This is a genomic window from Pseudomonas putida, assembly GCF_002906855.1.
Classification (GTDB): Bacteria; Pseudomonadota; Gammaproteobacteria; order Pseudomonadales; family Pseudomonadaceae; genus Aquipseudomonas; species Aquipseudomonas putida_N.
On sequence record NZ_MINI01000048.1, the window covers coordinates 649681 to 664507 of the forward strand.

Consider the following 14827-nt stretch of genomic DNA (forward strand, 5'->3'; position numbering starts at 1 on the left):
CCTCGACTATCTCTTTCGTCTGTTACGGCCCTTTCGCCGGGCAAGCCCATGCAAAAAATCAGGCCCGCCAAAGGTACCAGGCAGCCACCGTCCGATATGGGCTCCAGCTACCACCGAGCGAGCGCATCTGCGCGGGCGTCGGTGCCTTGTCCAGCCCCTTGAGCCGGCGATACCCCTCACGCACGCCAAAATCGTCCACGGGCAGGATATCCGAACGCTCCAGGCTGTAGATCAACAGCATTTCCACGGTCCAACGGCCCACCCCACGCAAGGGCACCAGGCGCTCTATCAACACATCATCGGCAAGGGCCAAAGCCTCCGCCCGGCTCGGTACCATGCCCTCCAGGCTTGCCTGGGCGATACCCTGAATGGTCGCCAGCTTGCTCGCCGAAAAACCGCACCCGCGCATGACTTCGGGGCTGACTGACAGCAGTTGTTCTGGCGCCGGAAACACCTGCCCGGGGAACAGCGCCAGCAACCGCCCGAGGATCGCCTCCGCCGCCCGCGCATGCAGTTGCTGATAGGCAATCGCCCGCACCAACGCTTCATAAGGTTCACGCCCGGGCGTAGCCTGATGCAGACAGGGCCCGGTCACCTCGATATGCCGCGCCCAGTCCGGGTCCAGCGCAGCCAGGTACTCAGTGGCTTCGCGGTAAGCGCCAGGCGAGAGGTCGGCGAGGATCATCCATAGCTCCTGTGGGTTCAAGGCAGATCCAGCTTAGCCCAGCCGCTGACCGGGCAAACGCCGGATCTTGCGCCGCCAATTCCTCAGTCGGCAACGGCTCGCAACTTCCCCACCCGGCGGTACGATTGCCGGGCAAAGCACACGAACAGCCCCGCCATCAGCGCCAGCGCCATCGGCAGGCCATGCGGCGCCACATCCATCGCAGCCCCGCTCACCAGCGGCCCGACCAGGCTGCCGACGCCCCAAAGCAGGCCCACGCTGGCGTTCGCCGTGACCAGGTCCTGCCCCTTGAAGCGCTGCCCGATCAGCACCAGCGCCAGGGTGTAGATGCCGCCCGCCACTGCGCCCAGCAGCACCAGCATCGGCCACAGCAGCCAGGTCACCTGCAGCAGCCATGGCAGGGCGATGCCGATGGCCATTGCCACCAGCCCGCACACCAGGTGCAGCCCGGTGCGCTCGACGCGGTCAGCCAGCCAGCCCAACGGCAGCTGGAACACCATGTCGCCGGCAAACACCACGGTCACCATCAGCGCCGCCACGGCCACGGCAAAACCATGGCTGCTGGCATACACCGGCAGCAGCGACAGCACCACGGCATCGAAGAACGAGAAGAACAGCACCGCCACGCATAGCGCCGGCGCCACACGGAAGAAGCCCGCCAGGCCGAAGCTTTTCTCGCTTTCTTCGCCATGCTCGACATGGTCGTTGGGCACGGTCAGGAGGATGCACAGCAGGGCCAGGCCATAACCGATGGTGACCACGCCGATGATCCACGGGCTGTCGGCACCCATCATCGCGATCAGCGCCGGCCCAAGCACCTGGAAGCCGGTGAAGCTGGTGGCGTACAGGGCCATGATCTTGCCGCGGTTGTGGTCCGGGCACAGCTCGTTGACCCAGGACTCGCCGAGGATGATCGCGATACCCATGCCGATGCCCAGGCCCAGGCGCAGCACGGCCAGCAGCCACAGCGTATCGAACGCCGAATCGAGCAAGGCGATGCTCACGGTGCACAGGCTGAAGCACAGCAGGTAGATGGTGCGCCGGGTCAGGTGCCGGCAGCAGGCGTCGACCATGAACGCCGAGAGCATCATGCCCGCGGCCGGGATGGCCGAGATGACACCGATTTCCAGGGTGCCGGCACCGGCCTCGTGCAAGCGCAACGACACCAGCGGCAGGCTGGCCCCCAGGCTGAAGCCCACCACCGATACGGCGAACAGAAGGCCCGCCAGCAAACGCATGTTCATGTACCACTCCAAGCAAAACTGAAAAGACGCGCAGATACAGGCGCCCACTCGCTCGCCGGAAAGGCGGGCGACGCAAAGGCGCGGGGTGTCAGTTCAGGGCTTGGTGTGGCGAGAAGGTGAAGGCGAATAGCACGCTGCGGCGACGCTTGAGCACCGTATCGCTCGGCCACGCACGACGCATGGCCTGGAGGGCAGGCTGGCGGGCGTGTGGGAGGGATTGGATACGGCGCATTGCTGTGGCTACTACGCAGGTGTCGAAAACAGAGGCGGCACTCTAGGCCAAGCCTGACCAAGTCGTCAATTGCCGCTGGGGCCTCTGCGAGGCCCATTCGCGGAACAAGCCCGCTCCTACAGAAGACCGCGTAACCCAACGATGTGCAATACCTGTAGGGGCGGGCTTGTCTTGCGAATGGGCTGTGAAGCAGCCCCCAGCGGTATCAGCGCTTACCGGTATTTGGCAGAAACACCGCCAACAAGCCAAACAGCGGCAGGAACGAGCACAATCCATACACATACTCGATCCCGCGCAAATCAGCCAGGTACCCCAGCAGCGCCGCACCAATGCCGCCAAAGCCGAACATCAACCCGAAGAACACCCCGGCAATCATGCCCACACTGCCCGGCACCAGCTCCTGGGCATACACCACGATCGCAGAGAACGCCGAGGCCAGGATGAAACCGATCACCACACTGAGCACCGTGGTCCAGAACAGGTCGGCATATGGCAGCGCCAGGGTGAACGGCGCCACGCCAAGGATTGAGAACCAGATCACCGCCTTGCGCCCGATGCGGTCACCGATCGGCCCGCCGAAGAAGGTACCCGCCGCCACCGCGCCAAGGAACAGGAACAGGTGCAGCTGCGAGCTGGCTACCGACAGGCTGAACTTCTCGATCAGGTAGAAGGTGAAGTAACTGGTGAAGCTGGCCATGTAGAAGTACTTGGAAAACACCAGCAGGCCGAGCACAACCAGCGCCGCTATCACCCGCCCGCGCGAGATGCCGTGGGTGGCTTGCACCGCCTTGCGCGCCTTGGCCTGGTTCAGGTGCTCCTTGTACCAGCGGCGCAGCATCAGGGTCACGGCAAAGAACAACAGCGCCGCCACGCCGAACCAGGCCACATGCGTCTGGCCAAATGGAATCACGATGGCCGCCGCCAGCAACGGGCCGAAGGCAGAACCGGTGTTGCCGCCAACCTGGAAGGTCGACTGCGCCAGGCCGAAACGGCCTCCCGAGGCCAGCCGCGCGATCCGCGAAGTCTCCGGGTGGAAGGTCGACGAACCGATGCCAACCAGTGCCGAGGCCAGCAGAATCATCGGGAAGCTGCCGACGAAGGCCAGCATGACGATCCCCACCAAGGTGCACAGGGTGCCCAGCGGCAACAGGTTGGGCGTCGGCCTGCGGTCGGTGAAGAAGCCGACCCACGGTTGCAGCAGCGAGGCGGTGATCTGGAAAGTCAAGGTGATCATGCCGATCTGGGCGAAGCTCAGGTCGTAGTTGGCCTTGAGCATCGGGTATATCGCTGGCAGCACCGACTGGATAAGGTCGTTTATCAGGTGCGCCAAGGCGCAGAAGGCGATGATGCGCATCACCAGCGGATTGGCTTGGTTCGCCGAACCGGTGCTGGCGGTGGGGGTGCTGCTGATGGCCATGAGCTTGAATTCCGTCCGCAGGTTTGGGATCCGATTATCGGGAAACAAATAGATACATAGCTACCTTTTTGTTTAACGCGCAATTGCGCACTTGTAAATGGTTCTCAATATATTTAGCATCCTCGACCTTCCTTCCCCGTAATCGTTGGGCGAAACCGCCCTCACGCGAGCACACCGCCCCATGAGCCCGATGCCCGCCACGCAGATTCAGGCCGATCCTCAGCAGGAAGCGCTGGAGTGGTTTTCCCGCCTGCGCCAGCCCGGCTGTGATGATGGTGAACGCCAGGCATTCGGCCGTTGGTGCCAGAAGCCGCGTAATGCGCACGCCTATGCCGAACTGGAAGCGTGCTGGCAGCAACTTCAGGTGCCCCCCGCCCGGCCACGGCCGCGTTTGCTCAAGGTCCGCCGTAGCTACCTGGGCAAGGTATTGGCCGTGCTGTTCCTGCTGTTGCTCGGCGCTGTTGCATATCTTTACTGGCCACTGATACAACGCCTGGCCAGCGAACTGGCTACTGATGTGGGTGAGCGGCGCAGCGTGCGCCTGGCTGACGGTTCAACGCTGCACCTGGACAGCGCCAGCGCGATGAACGTCGACCTGCGCGGCCGCACGCGCCAATTGCATCTGGTGCAAGGCCAGGTGTACCTGGAGGTGGTGCTCGATGGCCGCGCCATGGAAGTTCAAGTCGACGATACCCGTATCCAGGTGTACGGCACCCGTCTGATGGTGGCGCGCCATGCCGATCAAGGTGAACTGGTGGTGCTCAATGGCAAGGCCATGGTCATCCAGGGCGGCGACCAGCGCATGGTGTCGGCGGGTGAGCGAGTGACCTTCAGCGAGGCACGGATCAACCCGGTGCAGAAAGCCGACGCGAAGACGGCGGATGCCTGGCGCACCGGCCTCCTCCGCGCCAGCGACCTGCCCTTGGGACAGGTGATTGAGCGCCTGGCCAGCTATCAGGGTCGCCGGGTCTGGCTGATGGATGAGCAGACCGCCTACCGACGCGTAAGTGGCGACTTCAACCTCGACCGCCCAGGCGAAACCTTGGCGGCACTGGCTGCCGAGCAGCATTTGCAGCTGTACGGGGTACTCGGGCAGTGGCTGATCGTCCGCTGAAACCGGGTCGGTCGCTAAGTTTTTGAAAGGCGTGCAATTTTTTTTGAAATGAGTGTTGACACAGGCCCATCACAAGGGAATAATGCGCCCCATCGGCTACATAGCTCAGTTGGTTAGAGCATAGCATTCATAATGCTGGGGTCCGGGGTTCAAGTCCCTGTGTAGCCACCAAACAAGTAAAAGGGCTTACCGCAAGGTAGGCCCTTTTTCTTTGCCTGCAAAAAAATCCCGCCCTATCAACGCATCCCGGCGACCGCCACGGCCAGTCCCAGGCCGATCAGCGCCAAGCCGATTACCCGATCGACCAGCTGCTGCCTTGCGATCATCAGCGCACGCAACCCCGCACGGGAAAAGAACAACGCCACAAGGCTGAACCAGGCCCAGTGAGCGAACGACATGAATGCCCCGTAGGCGAAATCCACGCCCAATGAACTGCCCGGCCGCACCACCTGAGTGTAGGCACTGACGACGAAGAGCATGGTCTTGGGGTTGAGGGCATTGGTCATGAAGCCTGTGCGCAACGCTGCCAGCACGCCGGATTGTGCCACCTCCCCTTCCAGGCTGATACGGCTTGTATTGGTCAATAACTGGTAGCCCAGGTAGATCAGATAGCCCGCACCGAGCACTTTCATGGCCAGGAATAGCACCGGGCTCTGACTGATGATCACGGCGATCCCCAGTACCGTGTACAGCACATGCACCTGGACGCCCAAGGCGATCCCCACCGCAGCAGCCAGTCCGGCCTTGCGGCCCTGAGCGTAACTGCTGCGAGTGACCAGGGCGAAGTCGGCGCCAGGGCTGATGACGGCCAGGAGGGTGAACAGAGCGACAGCAATGAGTTCGGTCAAGGGAAATGCCTCGATAGACGATGAGAAAGCACAGATACACCTATTATCGAGAGCTGCCTGGCGGGGAAAAAACGATTTAAAGTGAAGCAGATCTGATAGTTTTCCTGACAGATATCTAAACCCGCTCCGGCTTCTTCGCGGGCAAACAGGGACCCCCATGAAACTGCCAGCCCTCACCGCCTTCCGTTACTTCGACATCGCCGCCGAAACCGAAAGCTTCGTCCGTGCCGCCGAGCGCCTGCATGTCACCCACGGCGCCGTCAGCCGCCAGGTACGCCTGCTCGAGGAAAGCCTGGGCATCGAACTGTTCGAACGGCGCAACCGGGCAATCTTCCTCACACCCGCTGGCCGGGCATTGCACGGCACCACCCAGGCGATCTTCGAACAGCTCGAAGGCTCTGTGCAGCGCCTGCAACAGCAGGAACGCGACAACGTACTGGTGCTGTCCTGCGAGCCGACCATCGCCATGCGCTGGCTGATCCCGCGCCTGCCACGCTTCCATGCCGCGCACCCGGACCTGCAACTGCATCTGGTGGCTGCCGGCGGGCCGGTGGACTTTGCCCGGAGCGGGGTCGACCTGGCACTACGCCGGGATGACTTCCATTGGCCACCGGCGCTGCACAGCATGAAAATCTGCGATGAGTGGATTGGCCCGGTCAGCCGCACCAACAGCGACAACCTGGACGGCCAACGCCTGCTGCACAGCAGCACCCGCCCCAACGCCTGGCCCACCTGGCTGCGTCTGAGTGAACGGCAGGCAACCCACAGCGAACGCAGCGACTTCGAACACTTCTACCTATCGCTACAGGCCGCCAGCGCCGGCCTGGGCCTGGCCATCGCCTCGGCATTGATGGTGCGTGACGAACTCGACAGCGGCCAGTTGCGCGCCCCGTTCGGCTTCCTGCGCGATGGCTCTGGCTATTACCTGCTCAGCCCGCAGCCACTGAGCGATGGTGACAAGCGCCAACGCTTTGCCGAATGGGTGATGAGTGAATGCCAGGCCTGCCTCACTCACCTGGGCTTGCTGCAGAACGACGAGCTTGAACCGCCATCACCACCCCAGGTGCGATAACCCGCAGTATCGATGTGGATGCGCCCGCTCGGGTAGCGCCCCAAGCCCATGTTCCAGGCCTGGCCATGCTGCTGCCAGAAGCGGCAAAGTGGATTGGGGTCGGCCCAGGCCGGCAGCAGGATATCGACCGCAAAGGCGTGGGTATGGGCGCTGCCCACGGCGCCGCCCGCGCAGTGATTGAGCTCGGGGCTGCGATAGGCCGACACCACTTCAAACTGGCGCAAGATGCCTTGCCCGTCGAGGGTATTGAGCAACGACAACGTGGAACGCACCGCCGGCCAGTTGCTGGCCGGCGGTACCGCAAACGGCGAGGCATGACACAACTTCCAGTCCGACGCCGAACGCAGCAGCTGATGGATAGGCACAACTCCATACAGACGCGCATCCACCAGCATCTCGCGAAACGGCCGGGCCTGGTGGTCACCCGCCCACTGCGCGAACATCCACACGTCGCGCTCGTCCGCCAGTGCCATTGTGCTCCACAGCACACCTGCAGCCAGCAGCAGCCCGCTTGCTCTTCTCATCCCCACGCTCCCTGCCTCAGTATGAGCACGGCCGCCAACCCGGGAGGCCACTGACAAGGAGTTAAGCATGCACAAGACTGCCTTACCGAGCCTCGCCGCCCTCGCCTTCAGCGGCCTGGCCCTGGCCGACGCACGCATCGACCTGGGCGATGCCCAGCGCGTCACCCGCCTGTTCGCCTTCCCCAACAATTGCCACGTGATCTGCTACCGCGACTGGACGCTGGAGCAGACCGTGGAGCACTACCTGACCCAAAGCGTACGCCGTGACGGCCATGCCAACGCCCAGGTGCACGTCAGCCGCGAGCACGACCGGCTGCATGCCACCATCAGCGAAGTGCCCGCCAACTATGCCGAACCCCTGCGCAAGCTGCTCGACAGTGGCGAGCTGGCCTACAACGGTGCCACCCAGCTGAGCAAGGACGGCAAATGGTCCTACGACTGGTACCTGTTCCTGCCGCTGGGCATGGCCTTGCAGAACCGTCGCAGCATCGAGCTGCTGCACTTCCCGCCAGACTATTCGCTGACCCAGGCCCAGGACTACCTGCGCTCCAATACCACCGACCGCTGGGCCGAACTGCTGACCTTCAACGGCGTCGACGCCAGCCAGACCCCGGCCTACCAGACCATCATCGACATCGCCCCGATCGCCGCCCCGGCCAGTGCGGGCGATGCCCTGACCGGTACCTACGGCTACTTCAAGGACTACCAGCTGCGCATGGTCAAGGAGATGACCCTGCAGAACACCGCCAAACCCTTGCCCATGGTCGCCTTCGGCGCACCGGTGCGCAGCTGGATCAAGCAACAGTACGGGCCACAGGTGAATGTGCTGGGCCTGGTCAGCATCAGCCCGCAAGCGGGCGCCCAGGTACCGGTGCTTGGCGCCAACCACCCGAGTGCGATCTGGTACGCGGCGAACAAGGACAGCCATGGCGGCGATCAGGATGCAGCCGATGCGGCGGGGCTGAAGATGATGGGGCAGGACTTGACTGCGGCCTGCTGGCAGGCGGGGATGGGGCGTAACCCTGGGGCCGAACCGAAGATGACCCTGGAAGCCTGCTCTACCAAGTGGCAGGTGACACAGAAGAAGCAGACCTGTGAGCTGTTCTTCCGCACCGTGCGCAATTACACGCCGGAACAGGCGGCGGCGAAGTGCAATACCGGGGAGATGACCAGAAGCCTGCGGGACCTGCGCAAGCCGGTCGAGGTAATGCCGCGAGAGCTTTGAGCGACTTGCAGGCCCTTTCGCGGGACAAGCCCGTTCCTACAGGTTCAACACCGGCCTTCAAATCTGAGGCGATCGCTGTAGGAGCGGGCTTGCCCCGCGAAGAGGCCGGTACAGGTTTACTCAGTCCTCAAGCAGCGTACAAGCCATCACCAACGCATCTTCACGCCCACCGGCAACCGGGTAGTAATCGCGGCGACGGCCGATTTCATTGAAACCGTAACGCTCGTACAAGCGATAGGCCGACTGGTTGCTGGCCCGCACCTCAAGGAAGCACTCACGGCCATTAAGCTGATAGGCCCGCGCCATCAGGTGCTCAAGCAGCTTCAGCCCCAGCCCACAGCCCTGGTTCTCGGGCTTGACGGTAATGTTGAGCAGGTGCGCCTCATCAATGATCACATTGATCACCCCATGCCCCACTTGTTGCTGGCCATCGAACATCAGCCACACTTCGTAGGATTTGAGCGCATCCTGAAAGATCCCGCGGGTCCAGGGATGACTGAACGCGGCATATTCGATCTTAAGCACGGCATCCAGATCCGCCTCGGTCATCGGGCGGAAGCTGATCGAGTCACTCATTCAACGCTCTTCCAGCGCGCCATCAGCTGGCGCATCGCTTGCCAGACGTCCGCCTTGCGCTGCGGCTCGTCCATCAACAGTTCAAGGCCCGGCAAGGCCCAGGCATCGCCCAGGCCGTCGACCTTCAGTACTTGGTAATAGGCTGTATCGTCGGCGCTGGCCGCGAACCGCATGGCCGGCAAGCCGATGAGCCACAGCACGCTGCAGGGGGTTTCTTCCAGGCGCGCCTGGATGAAGCCCTGGACGAAGTCGCGTGCAGCATCCGGGCCCTGGTCCATGTTGCCGCGCACCAGCAGCGGCCAGCGCACGGGCTCGCCGATGATCTGCGGCGCGTCGGGCAGGCCGGCAGCACGCAGCATGTCCTTGAGCAGCAGATAGGAGGGGTCGCGACTCTGGAAAGGCTGACCGGTTGCCAGTTCGACCAGCAACAGGCAGCTGCCGGCACGCAGCAACTGCAACGAGAAGCGCGGTGGCGGTACCGGGGCCGGACGCGGCGCGGGGGCCTCTTCCTCGGCTTCGACTGGCTTGGCAGCGACCTTGGGCGTGCTGCCGGGACGCGGAATCTCGATTTTCGGGCGCTCGCTGGAGCGCGCCTGGGGCGCGGCCAGGGCCTCGCTGGACGCTGGGGCGGATGGCCGAACCTCGAAGTCGACTTGCTCTACCGGCGCTTGCGGCAACAGCAGCTCGGGGCGCGAAGGTGCGGCGAACGGCAGTTCGGCGCGCGGCAGCCAATGCACCACTTGCATGGCGGAAAGGTAGGCGCGGCGGCGGGGTTCGGTCAGCAAGGCTCGGGGTCCGGGGTTCGAAACGTCGCACATTCTAACGTTGTTGGCCGGGCAGTGCTGCACCTGGTCGGCGGAAATTTGCTGCCTGCGCCCTGCAAACGAGCCAGTGAATCCCCTACAAGCGCCAAGGTTATCTCACATTACAGACCAAGGGGTGAAATCCTCCCCCTCGGATGAAGTACAATCGCCCCTTTTTTACTTGGCAACGAGTAGACGCCAATGATCGAACCAAAGCGCGTCCTGCGCGCCCTAGCTGAACACTGGGCTCTGATCGAGCCACTGTGTGAGCGTTTTGACCAAGGCACCCTGAGCCTGGTCGAACTGCGCCAGCACATAGGGCGCCAGCAGGTCGAAAGCACGCCGCAGGACATCACCCAGCTGCTCGATGTATGGATCCGCCTGGATATCCTGGTGCCCGTGGCGAAAAGCCCGAACCGTTTCGAGCTCAACGCCCAGATTCACGACTTCCTCGCCTATCTGCGCCGGGAACACCGGCTGGGTCTGTGCCTGGAGATCGAGGCCTACCTGCGCCATCTGGAGCGCCTGGCCGGGCACATCCAGGACGCCTTTGAAAACCGCGACAGCGACGACCTGGCGCGCCAACTGCGCCTGCTCGACATGCGCGTGCGCGACGTACTCAAGAAGCTCGACAACGACGAGCAGGCACTGGTCGCCGTGGCCGAACGGGCCAAGACCAGCAATCGCCAGATCCCGCTGCGCCAGCGGTATGCTGAAGTGCTGGCGACCTGGGACGAATACGTCGAACCGATGATCCAGCTGGTCAACGCTGACGGCGCCTTCGAACAGGGCGTGCGCAAGGTCGAGACTGTGCTGCTCAAACTACTCGGAGAGCAAGCTCGCCTGGGCCACCTGGTCGATGACGACATGCTGCTGCGCACCCACGCGCGCATCCTGGAAATGCAGACCAGCGCCCAACTGACCCTGCGCCACGCCCGCGAACTGCTGCTGCCGCTGCGTGAAGAAGCGCGCCGGCACAACGCCGTGACCCGCGGTGCGGCGCTGGCGCTGTCGGTGATCCGGCGCAAAGGCATCGACGCCGTGCCGCAAGCGGCCATGCCGCTGTTCACCCGCCCGCAGAGCACCTTCCTCGGCAGTGCCAGCCAGGTCGAGGCCTACGTCTATGCCTTGGCCCGCTTCGAGCCGAAGCCGGCCAAGTTCCCCAAGGCGCACAAGACTCAGCAGGGCCCGCTGCCGCGTGCACCACGCACGGTCAAAGAGATGCTCGAGCGCTGCGAAGACGCCCTGCCGCTGCCAGACCTCATGGTCTGGCTGCTGGACCAGGAGCCCGAAGGCGCCACTGACGAACTGTTGTACTGGTTCTCGCGCCTGTCGCGAGAGAAGCGCTTCAAGCGCGAACGCCTGGAACGGCGCGAGTACACCACCCACGAACACCTGGTCAGCCTGCGCTCGTACGCCCTGACGTCCAGCCGCGAAGCGCAACCTGAAACCAACGCGAGCCCAGCCAATGCATCTTGATCTTTCCGAACTGTCCCAGCTCGCGCCGATCTTCCGCGAGCTGTTCAAGGGCTTTCACGTCAGCCGCCGCGACCCTGAAATGTACGCCCAGCTGTCGAACTTCCAGGACCAGTACCGCACCCTGTTCAAGGCCCTGGGCTTCGAGCTGGTGTGCGACACCCGCGGCTTCTACTACTTCGTCCCCGAGCAGGCCGCCGCGCAGGTCAACAAGACCGCCCAGCGCCTGTCGCTGTTCACCTTCATCATCGTCGAGCACCTGGCCGACCAGGGTCGCGACCCGATGGCCGTGCTCGATGGCGGCAGCATCGGCCGCGACGAGCTGCCCTCGCTACTGGACAAGTACCGCGACCTGTTCCTGCAGGCCGAAGTGCAGACCGTCGACGAGCTGGAAGAAAAGATCATGCGCCGCATGACCCAGCTCGGCTTTGCCCATGAAGAAGGCGGCATCTACCGCTTCCTGCCGCCGATGCACCGCTTCCTCGACGTGTGCCTGTCGGTGCAACAGGACCGCGACCTGGCCGCCACACTGCACAGTGACCTGCCGCTGCCAGTCCCGGTACTGGTCGTGGAAGAGACGCCAGAACAACTCAACCGCACCGACGACCCGCTCGACCTCACCCCGTTCGACAGCGAGGAAAGCGAAGAGGACGCCCTGGCCCGGGCCATCCGCGAAGAGCAACAGGAGATTGACGCATGAGCCAGGAACGCTACGGCATCCGCCGCTTCGCACTGCTCAACACCGCTGGCTACAGCCTCGGCCTGTTCCCGCTGGAGCACCCACTGTCGGTGTACGGTGCCAACAACCTGGGTAAATCGGCGTCGATCAACGCCCTGCAGTTCCCGATCCTGGCGCGCATGTCCGACATGAGCTTCGGCAAGTACAGCCTGGAGCAGTCGCGCCGCTTCTACTTCGCCAGCGACACCTCGTACATCCTCTGCGAACTGAACCTGCCCCACGGCACGCACGTGATCGGCGTGGTCGGTCGCGGCCCGGGCGGCGGTTTCGGCCACCAGTTCTTCGCCTACAAGGGCGAGCTGGACCTGGCCCACTACCAGAAGAACGACACCTGCCTGCGCCAGAAAGAGCTGTTCACCAACCTTGAGCGCCTGGGCCTGAAGGCCTATGAGCTCAAGCCCGATGAACTGCGCCGGCTGCTGGTCGGCGGCCACACCTCGTGCCCGCTGGACCTGACCCTGATCCCGCTGCGCTCGACCAGCGAACAGAGCCTGAAAACCTTCCGTGCGCTGTTCATCAACCTGCTGCACATGCGCGAGATCACCGCTGCCAAACTCAAGCAGCTGTTCCTCGATGCCTTCGAGCACAGCCTGCGCTCGGGCAGCGTCGACTACATCGCCGCCTGCGAAGAAGCCTTCCGCGACGTGCGCCGAATGGAGCAGGACTACAACGCCCTGGTCGCAGCCGGACCGCTGGTCGAGGCCCTGGCCGGCGGCGTGGCCCAGCGCGACATCCTGCGCGGCAAGCTGCACCGTCTCTCGCCGCTGCTCGACAACCTGCTGGGCACCTGGCAGGAATACGCCATGGCGCGCAAGGAAGAGCTGGTGATCCAGGCCGAGCACTTCCGTGGCGAGCAGGACCGCCTGCAGAACGACCAGCGTGGCGGCACCCAGGAGCTGATGCGCCTGGAACGTGAAATCACCGGTATCCAGCGCTGGCTCGGCGAGCTGTCGGTGCTCAAGCACCGCTTTGCCCTGGTCGATGACGTCAAGGTGCTGGAGCAGGGCCTGCTGGCCGCCAAGGACGCCCACGACGAACTGGCCGGCGCCCTGGCGCAGTCGCGCCAGTTCAGCGCCGAAGACCTCGACGAACGCGTGCGCGACCTGGAAAAACGCCTGAAGCAGGTCAAGCAGCAGCTCGATCACGCCGACAACAACAGCTACGCCCGCCTGCGCGAAGAATTCTCGCAGCAGGACGTGGACCGCCTGATGCGCCTGTTCAACGGCGCGCTGTTCAGCCTGCCGCTGGGCGACCGCGGCATCGAGCTGGATGATAGCGACCTGTGGGTGAAATCCCTGGAGGCGGTGCTCGACGGCTTCAAGGGCGAGCGCTTCGAGGCCCCAGGCCTTTCCATCGACATCTCCAACATCGACCCGCCGGCCCTGCAGGCCCTGGCCGACCGCGCAGCCCTGCGCGACCAGAAGGAGCGTCTTGAGAAGGAGCTGAAGCAGCTCAAGACCCAGCAGCAGGTCGCCGCCGACCGCACCGCCTCCAAGGCGCAGACAGAAGCCCTGTATCAGGAAGTGCTGGACGCCCAGAAGGCCCTTGAAGACTTCCGTCGCAGCGAAACCCTGAGCGCCGAAGAGCCGGAGAAGATGGAGCAACTGGCACAGCTGGAAGCCGCCCAGGATGAGCTCAAGCGCTCCAGCGACGCCTTCACCGAGCGCGTCCAGCAGCTGTCGGCCAAGCTGCAGCTGGTCGGCCGCCAGATCGGCGACCTCGAAGCCAAGCAGCGCACCCTGGAAGACGCCCTGCGCCGTCGCCAGCTGCTACCGGCCGACCTGCCCTACGGTACGCCGTTCATGGAAGCGGTCGACGACTCCATGGACAACCTGCTGCCGATGCTCAACGACTACCAGGACAGCTGGCAGGCCCTGCAACGCGTCGACAACCAGATCGAGGCGCTGTACGCCCAGGTGCGCCTCAAGGGCGTGGCCAAGTTCGACAGCGAAGACGACATGGAGCGCCGCCTGCAGCTGCTGGTCAACGCCTACGCGCACCGCACCGACGAAGCCCTGACCCTGGCCAAGGCGCGCCGCGCTGCGGTCACCGACATCGCCAGGACCCTGCGCAACATCCGCAGCGACTACGACAGCCTCGAGCACCAACTGGCCCTGTTCAACCGCGAGATCAACAAGCGCCAGGTGTCCAACCTGGAGAGCTTCCGCGTGGTGCTGGCGCCGAACAAGGAAGCGCTCAAGCACATTGACCAGATCATCCACAGCGCCGGCCAGTACGAGGAAGGCGAGACCCTGTCGGTGTTCGACCTGACCCAGAGTGCCGAGCAGGACAACAAGAACGAAGAGGCCAAGGAGTACCTGGCACGGCTGGTGGCGGCCAACCACAACCAGCTGGGCCTGAAGGACCTGTTCGAGCTGGCGTTCGAGATCACCAAGGTCAACGGCCAGCCGATCATCCACGCCGACATCGACGGCGCGGCGTCCAACGGCACCACCATGACCATCAAGGCGCTGACCAACATGTACTTGTTGCTGCACCTGATGGACCGTGACCTGGCCGGGCGCATTCGCCTGCCGTACTACCTCGACGAAGCGGCGGACATCGACGAACGCAACCAGGCGGCACTGCTGGAGACCAGCCTGCAGCTGGGCTTCGTACCGATTCTGGCGAGCGTGAAGCCGCAGGTGTCGGCGCGCGTGGCGATCGACCTGGAAGGTGGCAGCGGGCCTAATGGCATCTACATCGACGAGGCGGACTGGAAGTACATCAGCCGGCTGGATGAAGTGAAAGCGATTGTGCGTGAGGATCAGGCCGAAGAGTTGGCCTGAGGTAGTTCGGGCCGCTTTGCGGCCCTTCGCGGGACAAGCCCGCTCCTACAAGGGATCGCATACCCCTGCAGGAACGGGCTTGA

Annotated in this window: 13 protein-coding genes and 1 tRNA gene; 7 read left to right on the forward strand and 7 right to left on the reverse strand. The window is 63.8% G+C overall.

Features of this window, described 5'->3' with window-relative positions; translation table 11 throughout:
- Positions 1-58: 58 nt before the first annotated feature.
- From BGP85_RS25740 to BGP85_RS25750, 3 genes are all read right to left on the reverse strand, one after another.
- On the reverse strand, positions 59-685 hold the full coding sequence (locus tag BGP85_RS25740) for a DNA-3-methyladenine glycosylase family protein (protein ID WP_103445732.1): 627 nt from the start codon (positions 683-685) through the stop codon (positions 59-61).
- An 83-nt stretch (positions 686-768) separates the two neighbouring features.
- Positions 769-1929 (reverse strand): MFS transporter, encoded by a 1161-nt coding sequence (locus BGP85_RS25745; RefSeq protein WP_103445733.1) that lies wholly within the window; start codon positions 1927-1929, stop codon positions 769-771.
- 437 nt (positions 1930-2366) lie between these two features.
- Entirely contained in the window at positions 2367-3578 is a 1212-nt protein-coding gene (locus tag BGP85_RS25750) for an MFS transporter (protein WP_103445734.1), read from the reverse strand.
- A 181-nt stretch (positions 3579-3759) separates the two neighbouring features.
- On the opposite strand from BGP85_RS25750, the gene BGP85_RS25755 reads away from it, so the two are divergent.
- A complete protein-coding gene (locus BGP85_RS25755; protein ID WP_258035828.1) occupies positions 3760-4692 on the forward strand; it encodes a FecR family protein in 933 nt (310 codons plus the stop codon).
- A 94-nt stretch (positions 4693-4786) separates the two neighbouring features.
- A tRNA-Met gene (locus tag BGP85_RS25760) sits at positions 4787-4863 on the forward strand.
- 65 nt (positions 4864-4928) lie between these two features.
- Here the strand turns inward: BGP85_RS25760 and BGP85_RS25765 are convergent.
- Complete coding sequence (locus BGP85_RS25765; RefSeq protein WP_103445736.1) at positions 4929-5540, reverse strand: LysE family translocator; 612 nt, start codon at positions 5538-5540, stop codon at positions 4929-4931.
- Positions 5541-5697: 157 nt separating this feature from the next.
- Here BGP85_RS25765 and BGP85_RS25770 point away from each other — a divergent pair, with 157 nt between their 5' ends.
- Positions 5698-6612, forward strand: coding sequence for a LysR substrate-binding domain-containing protein (locus BGP85_RS25770; RefSeq protein WP_103445737.1), 915 nt, complete (start codon positions 5698-5700; stop codon positions 6610-6612).
- Here the strand turns inward: BGP85_RS25770 and BGP85_RS25775 are convergent.
- Entirely contained in the window at positions 6552-7136 is a 585-nt protein-coding gene (locus tag BGP85_RS25775; RefSeq protein WP_103445738.1) for a D-Ala-D-Ala carboxypeptidase family metallohydrolase, read from the reverse strand. The genes BGP85_RS25770 and BGP85_RS25775 overlap by 61 nt on opposite strands.
- Before the next feature lie 67 nt (positions 7137-7203).
- On the opposite strand from BGP85_RS25775, the gene BGP85_RS25780 reads away from it, so the two are divergent.
- Positions 7204-8361, forward strand: coding sequence for a hypothetical protein (locus BGP85_RS25780; protein ID WP_103445739.1), 1158 nt, complete (start codon positions 7204-7206; stop codon positions 8359-8361).
- A 120-nt stretch (positions 8362-8481) separates the two neighbouring features.
- On the opposite strand, the gene rimI is transcribed toward BGP85_RS25780, so the two are convergent.
- On the reverse strand, positions 8482-8937 hold the full coding sequence (rimI, locus tag BGP85_RS25785; RefSeq protein WP_060512520.1) for a ribosomal protein S18-alanine N-acetyltransferase: 456 nt from the start codon (positions 8935-8937) through the stop codon (positions 8482-8484).
- Positions 8934-9722 (reverse strand): energy transducer TonB, encoded by a 789-nt coding sequence (locus BGP85_RS25790; RefSeq protein ID WP_103445740.1) that lies wholly within the window; start codon positions 9720-9722, stop codon positions 8934-8936. The genes rimI and BGP85_RS25790 overlap by 4 nt, the downstream gene beginning before the upstream one ends.
- Positions 9723-9941: 219 nt before the next feature.
- Between BGP85_RS25790 and mksB the strand changes: the two genes are divergently transcribed.
- From mksB to mksF, 3 genes are read left to right on the forward strand one after another with little or no spacing between them, the layout of a single operon-like run.
- Positions 9942-11219, forward strand: a complete 1278-nt coding sequence (gene mksB, locus BGP85_RS25795; RefSeq protein WP_103445741.1) for an Mks condensin complex protein MksB — start codon at positions 9942-9944, stop codon at positions 11217-11219.
- Positions 11209-11916 (forward strand): Mks condensin complex protein MksE, encoded by a 708-nt coding sequence (mksE, locus tag BGP85_RS25800; RefSeq protein ID WP_103445742.1) that lies wholly within the window; start codon positions 11209-11211, stop codon positions 11914-11916. Before mksB ends, mksE begins: the two co-directional genes overlap by 11 nt.
- A complete protein-coding gene (gene mksF, locus BGP85_RS25805) occupies positions 11913-14744 on the forward strand; it encodes an Mks condensin complex protein MksF (RefSeq protein ID WP_103445743.1) in 2832 nt (943 codons plus the stop codon). Before mksE ends, mksF begins: the two co-directional genes overlap by 4 nt.
- The last annotated feature ends 83 nt before the right edge of the window (positions 14745-14827 follow it).

Bases quoted from the DNA above. Each gene is read 5' to 3' on its own strand.
- BGP85_RS25750 (WP_103445734.1), bottom strand. From the start codon at position 3,578: ATGGCCATCAGCAGCACCCCCACCGCCAGCACCGGTTCGGCGAACCAA.
- BGP85_RS25775 (WP_103445738.1), bottom strand. From the start codon at position 7,136: ATGAGAAGAGCAAGCGGGCTGCTGCTGGCTGCAGGTGTGCTGTGGAGC.
- rimI (WP_060512520.1), bottom strand. From the start codon at position 8,937: ATGAGTGACTCGATCAGCTTCCGCCCGATGACCGAGGCGGATCTGGAT.
- BGP85_RS25780 (WP_103445739.1), top strand. From the start codon at position 7,204: ATGCACAAGACTGCCTTACCGAGCCTCGCCGCCCTCGCCTTCAGCGGC.
- BGP85_RS25755 (WP_258035828.1), top strand. From the start codon at position 3,760: ATGAGCCCGATGCCCGCCACGCAGATTCAGGCCGATCCTCAGCAGGAA.
- BGP85_RS25740 (WP_103445732.1), bottom strand. From the start codon at position 685: ATGATCCTCGCCGACCTCTCGCCTGGCGCTTACCGCGAAGCCACTGAG.
- BGP85_RS25770 (WP_103445737.1), top strand. From the start codon at position 5,698: ATGAAACTGCCAGCCCTCACCGCCTTCCGTTACTTCGACATCGCCGCC.
- mksE (WP_103445742.1), top strand. From the start codon at position 11,209: ATGCATCTTGATCTTTCCGAACTGTCCCAGCTCGCGCCGATCTTCCGC.
- BGP85_RS25745 (WP_103445733.1), bottom strand. From the start codon at position 1,929: ATGAACATGCGTTTGCTGGCGGGCCTTCTGTTCGCCGTATCGGTGGTG.
- mksF (WP_103445743.1), top strand. From the start codon at position 11,913: ATGAGCCAGGAACGCTACGGCATCCGCCGCTTCGCACTGCTCAACACC.
- mksB (WP_103445741.1), top strand. From the start codon at position 9,942: ATGATCGAACCAAAGCGCGTCCTGCGCGCCCTAGCTGAACACTGGGCT.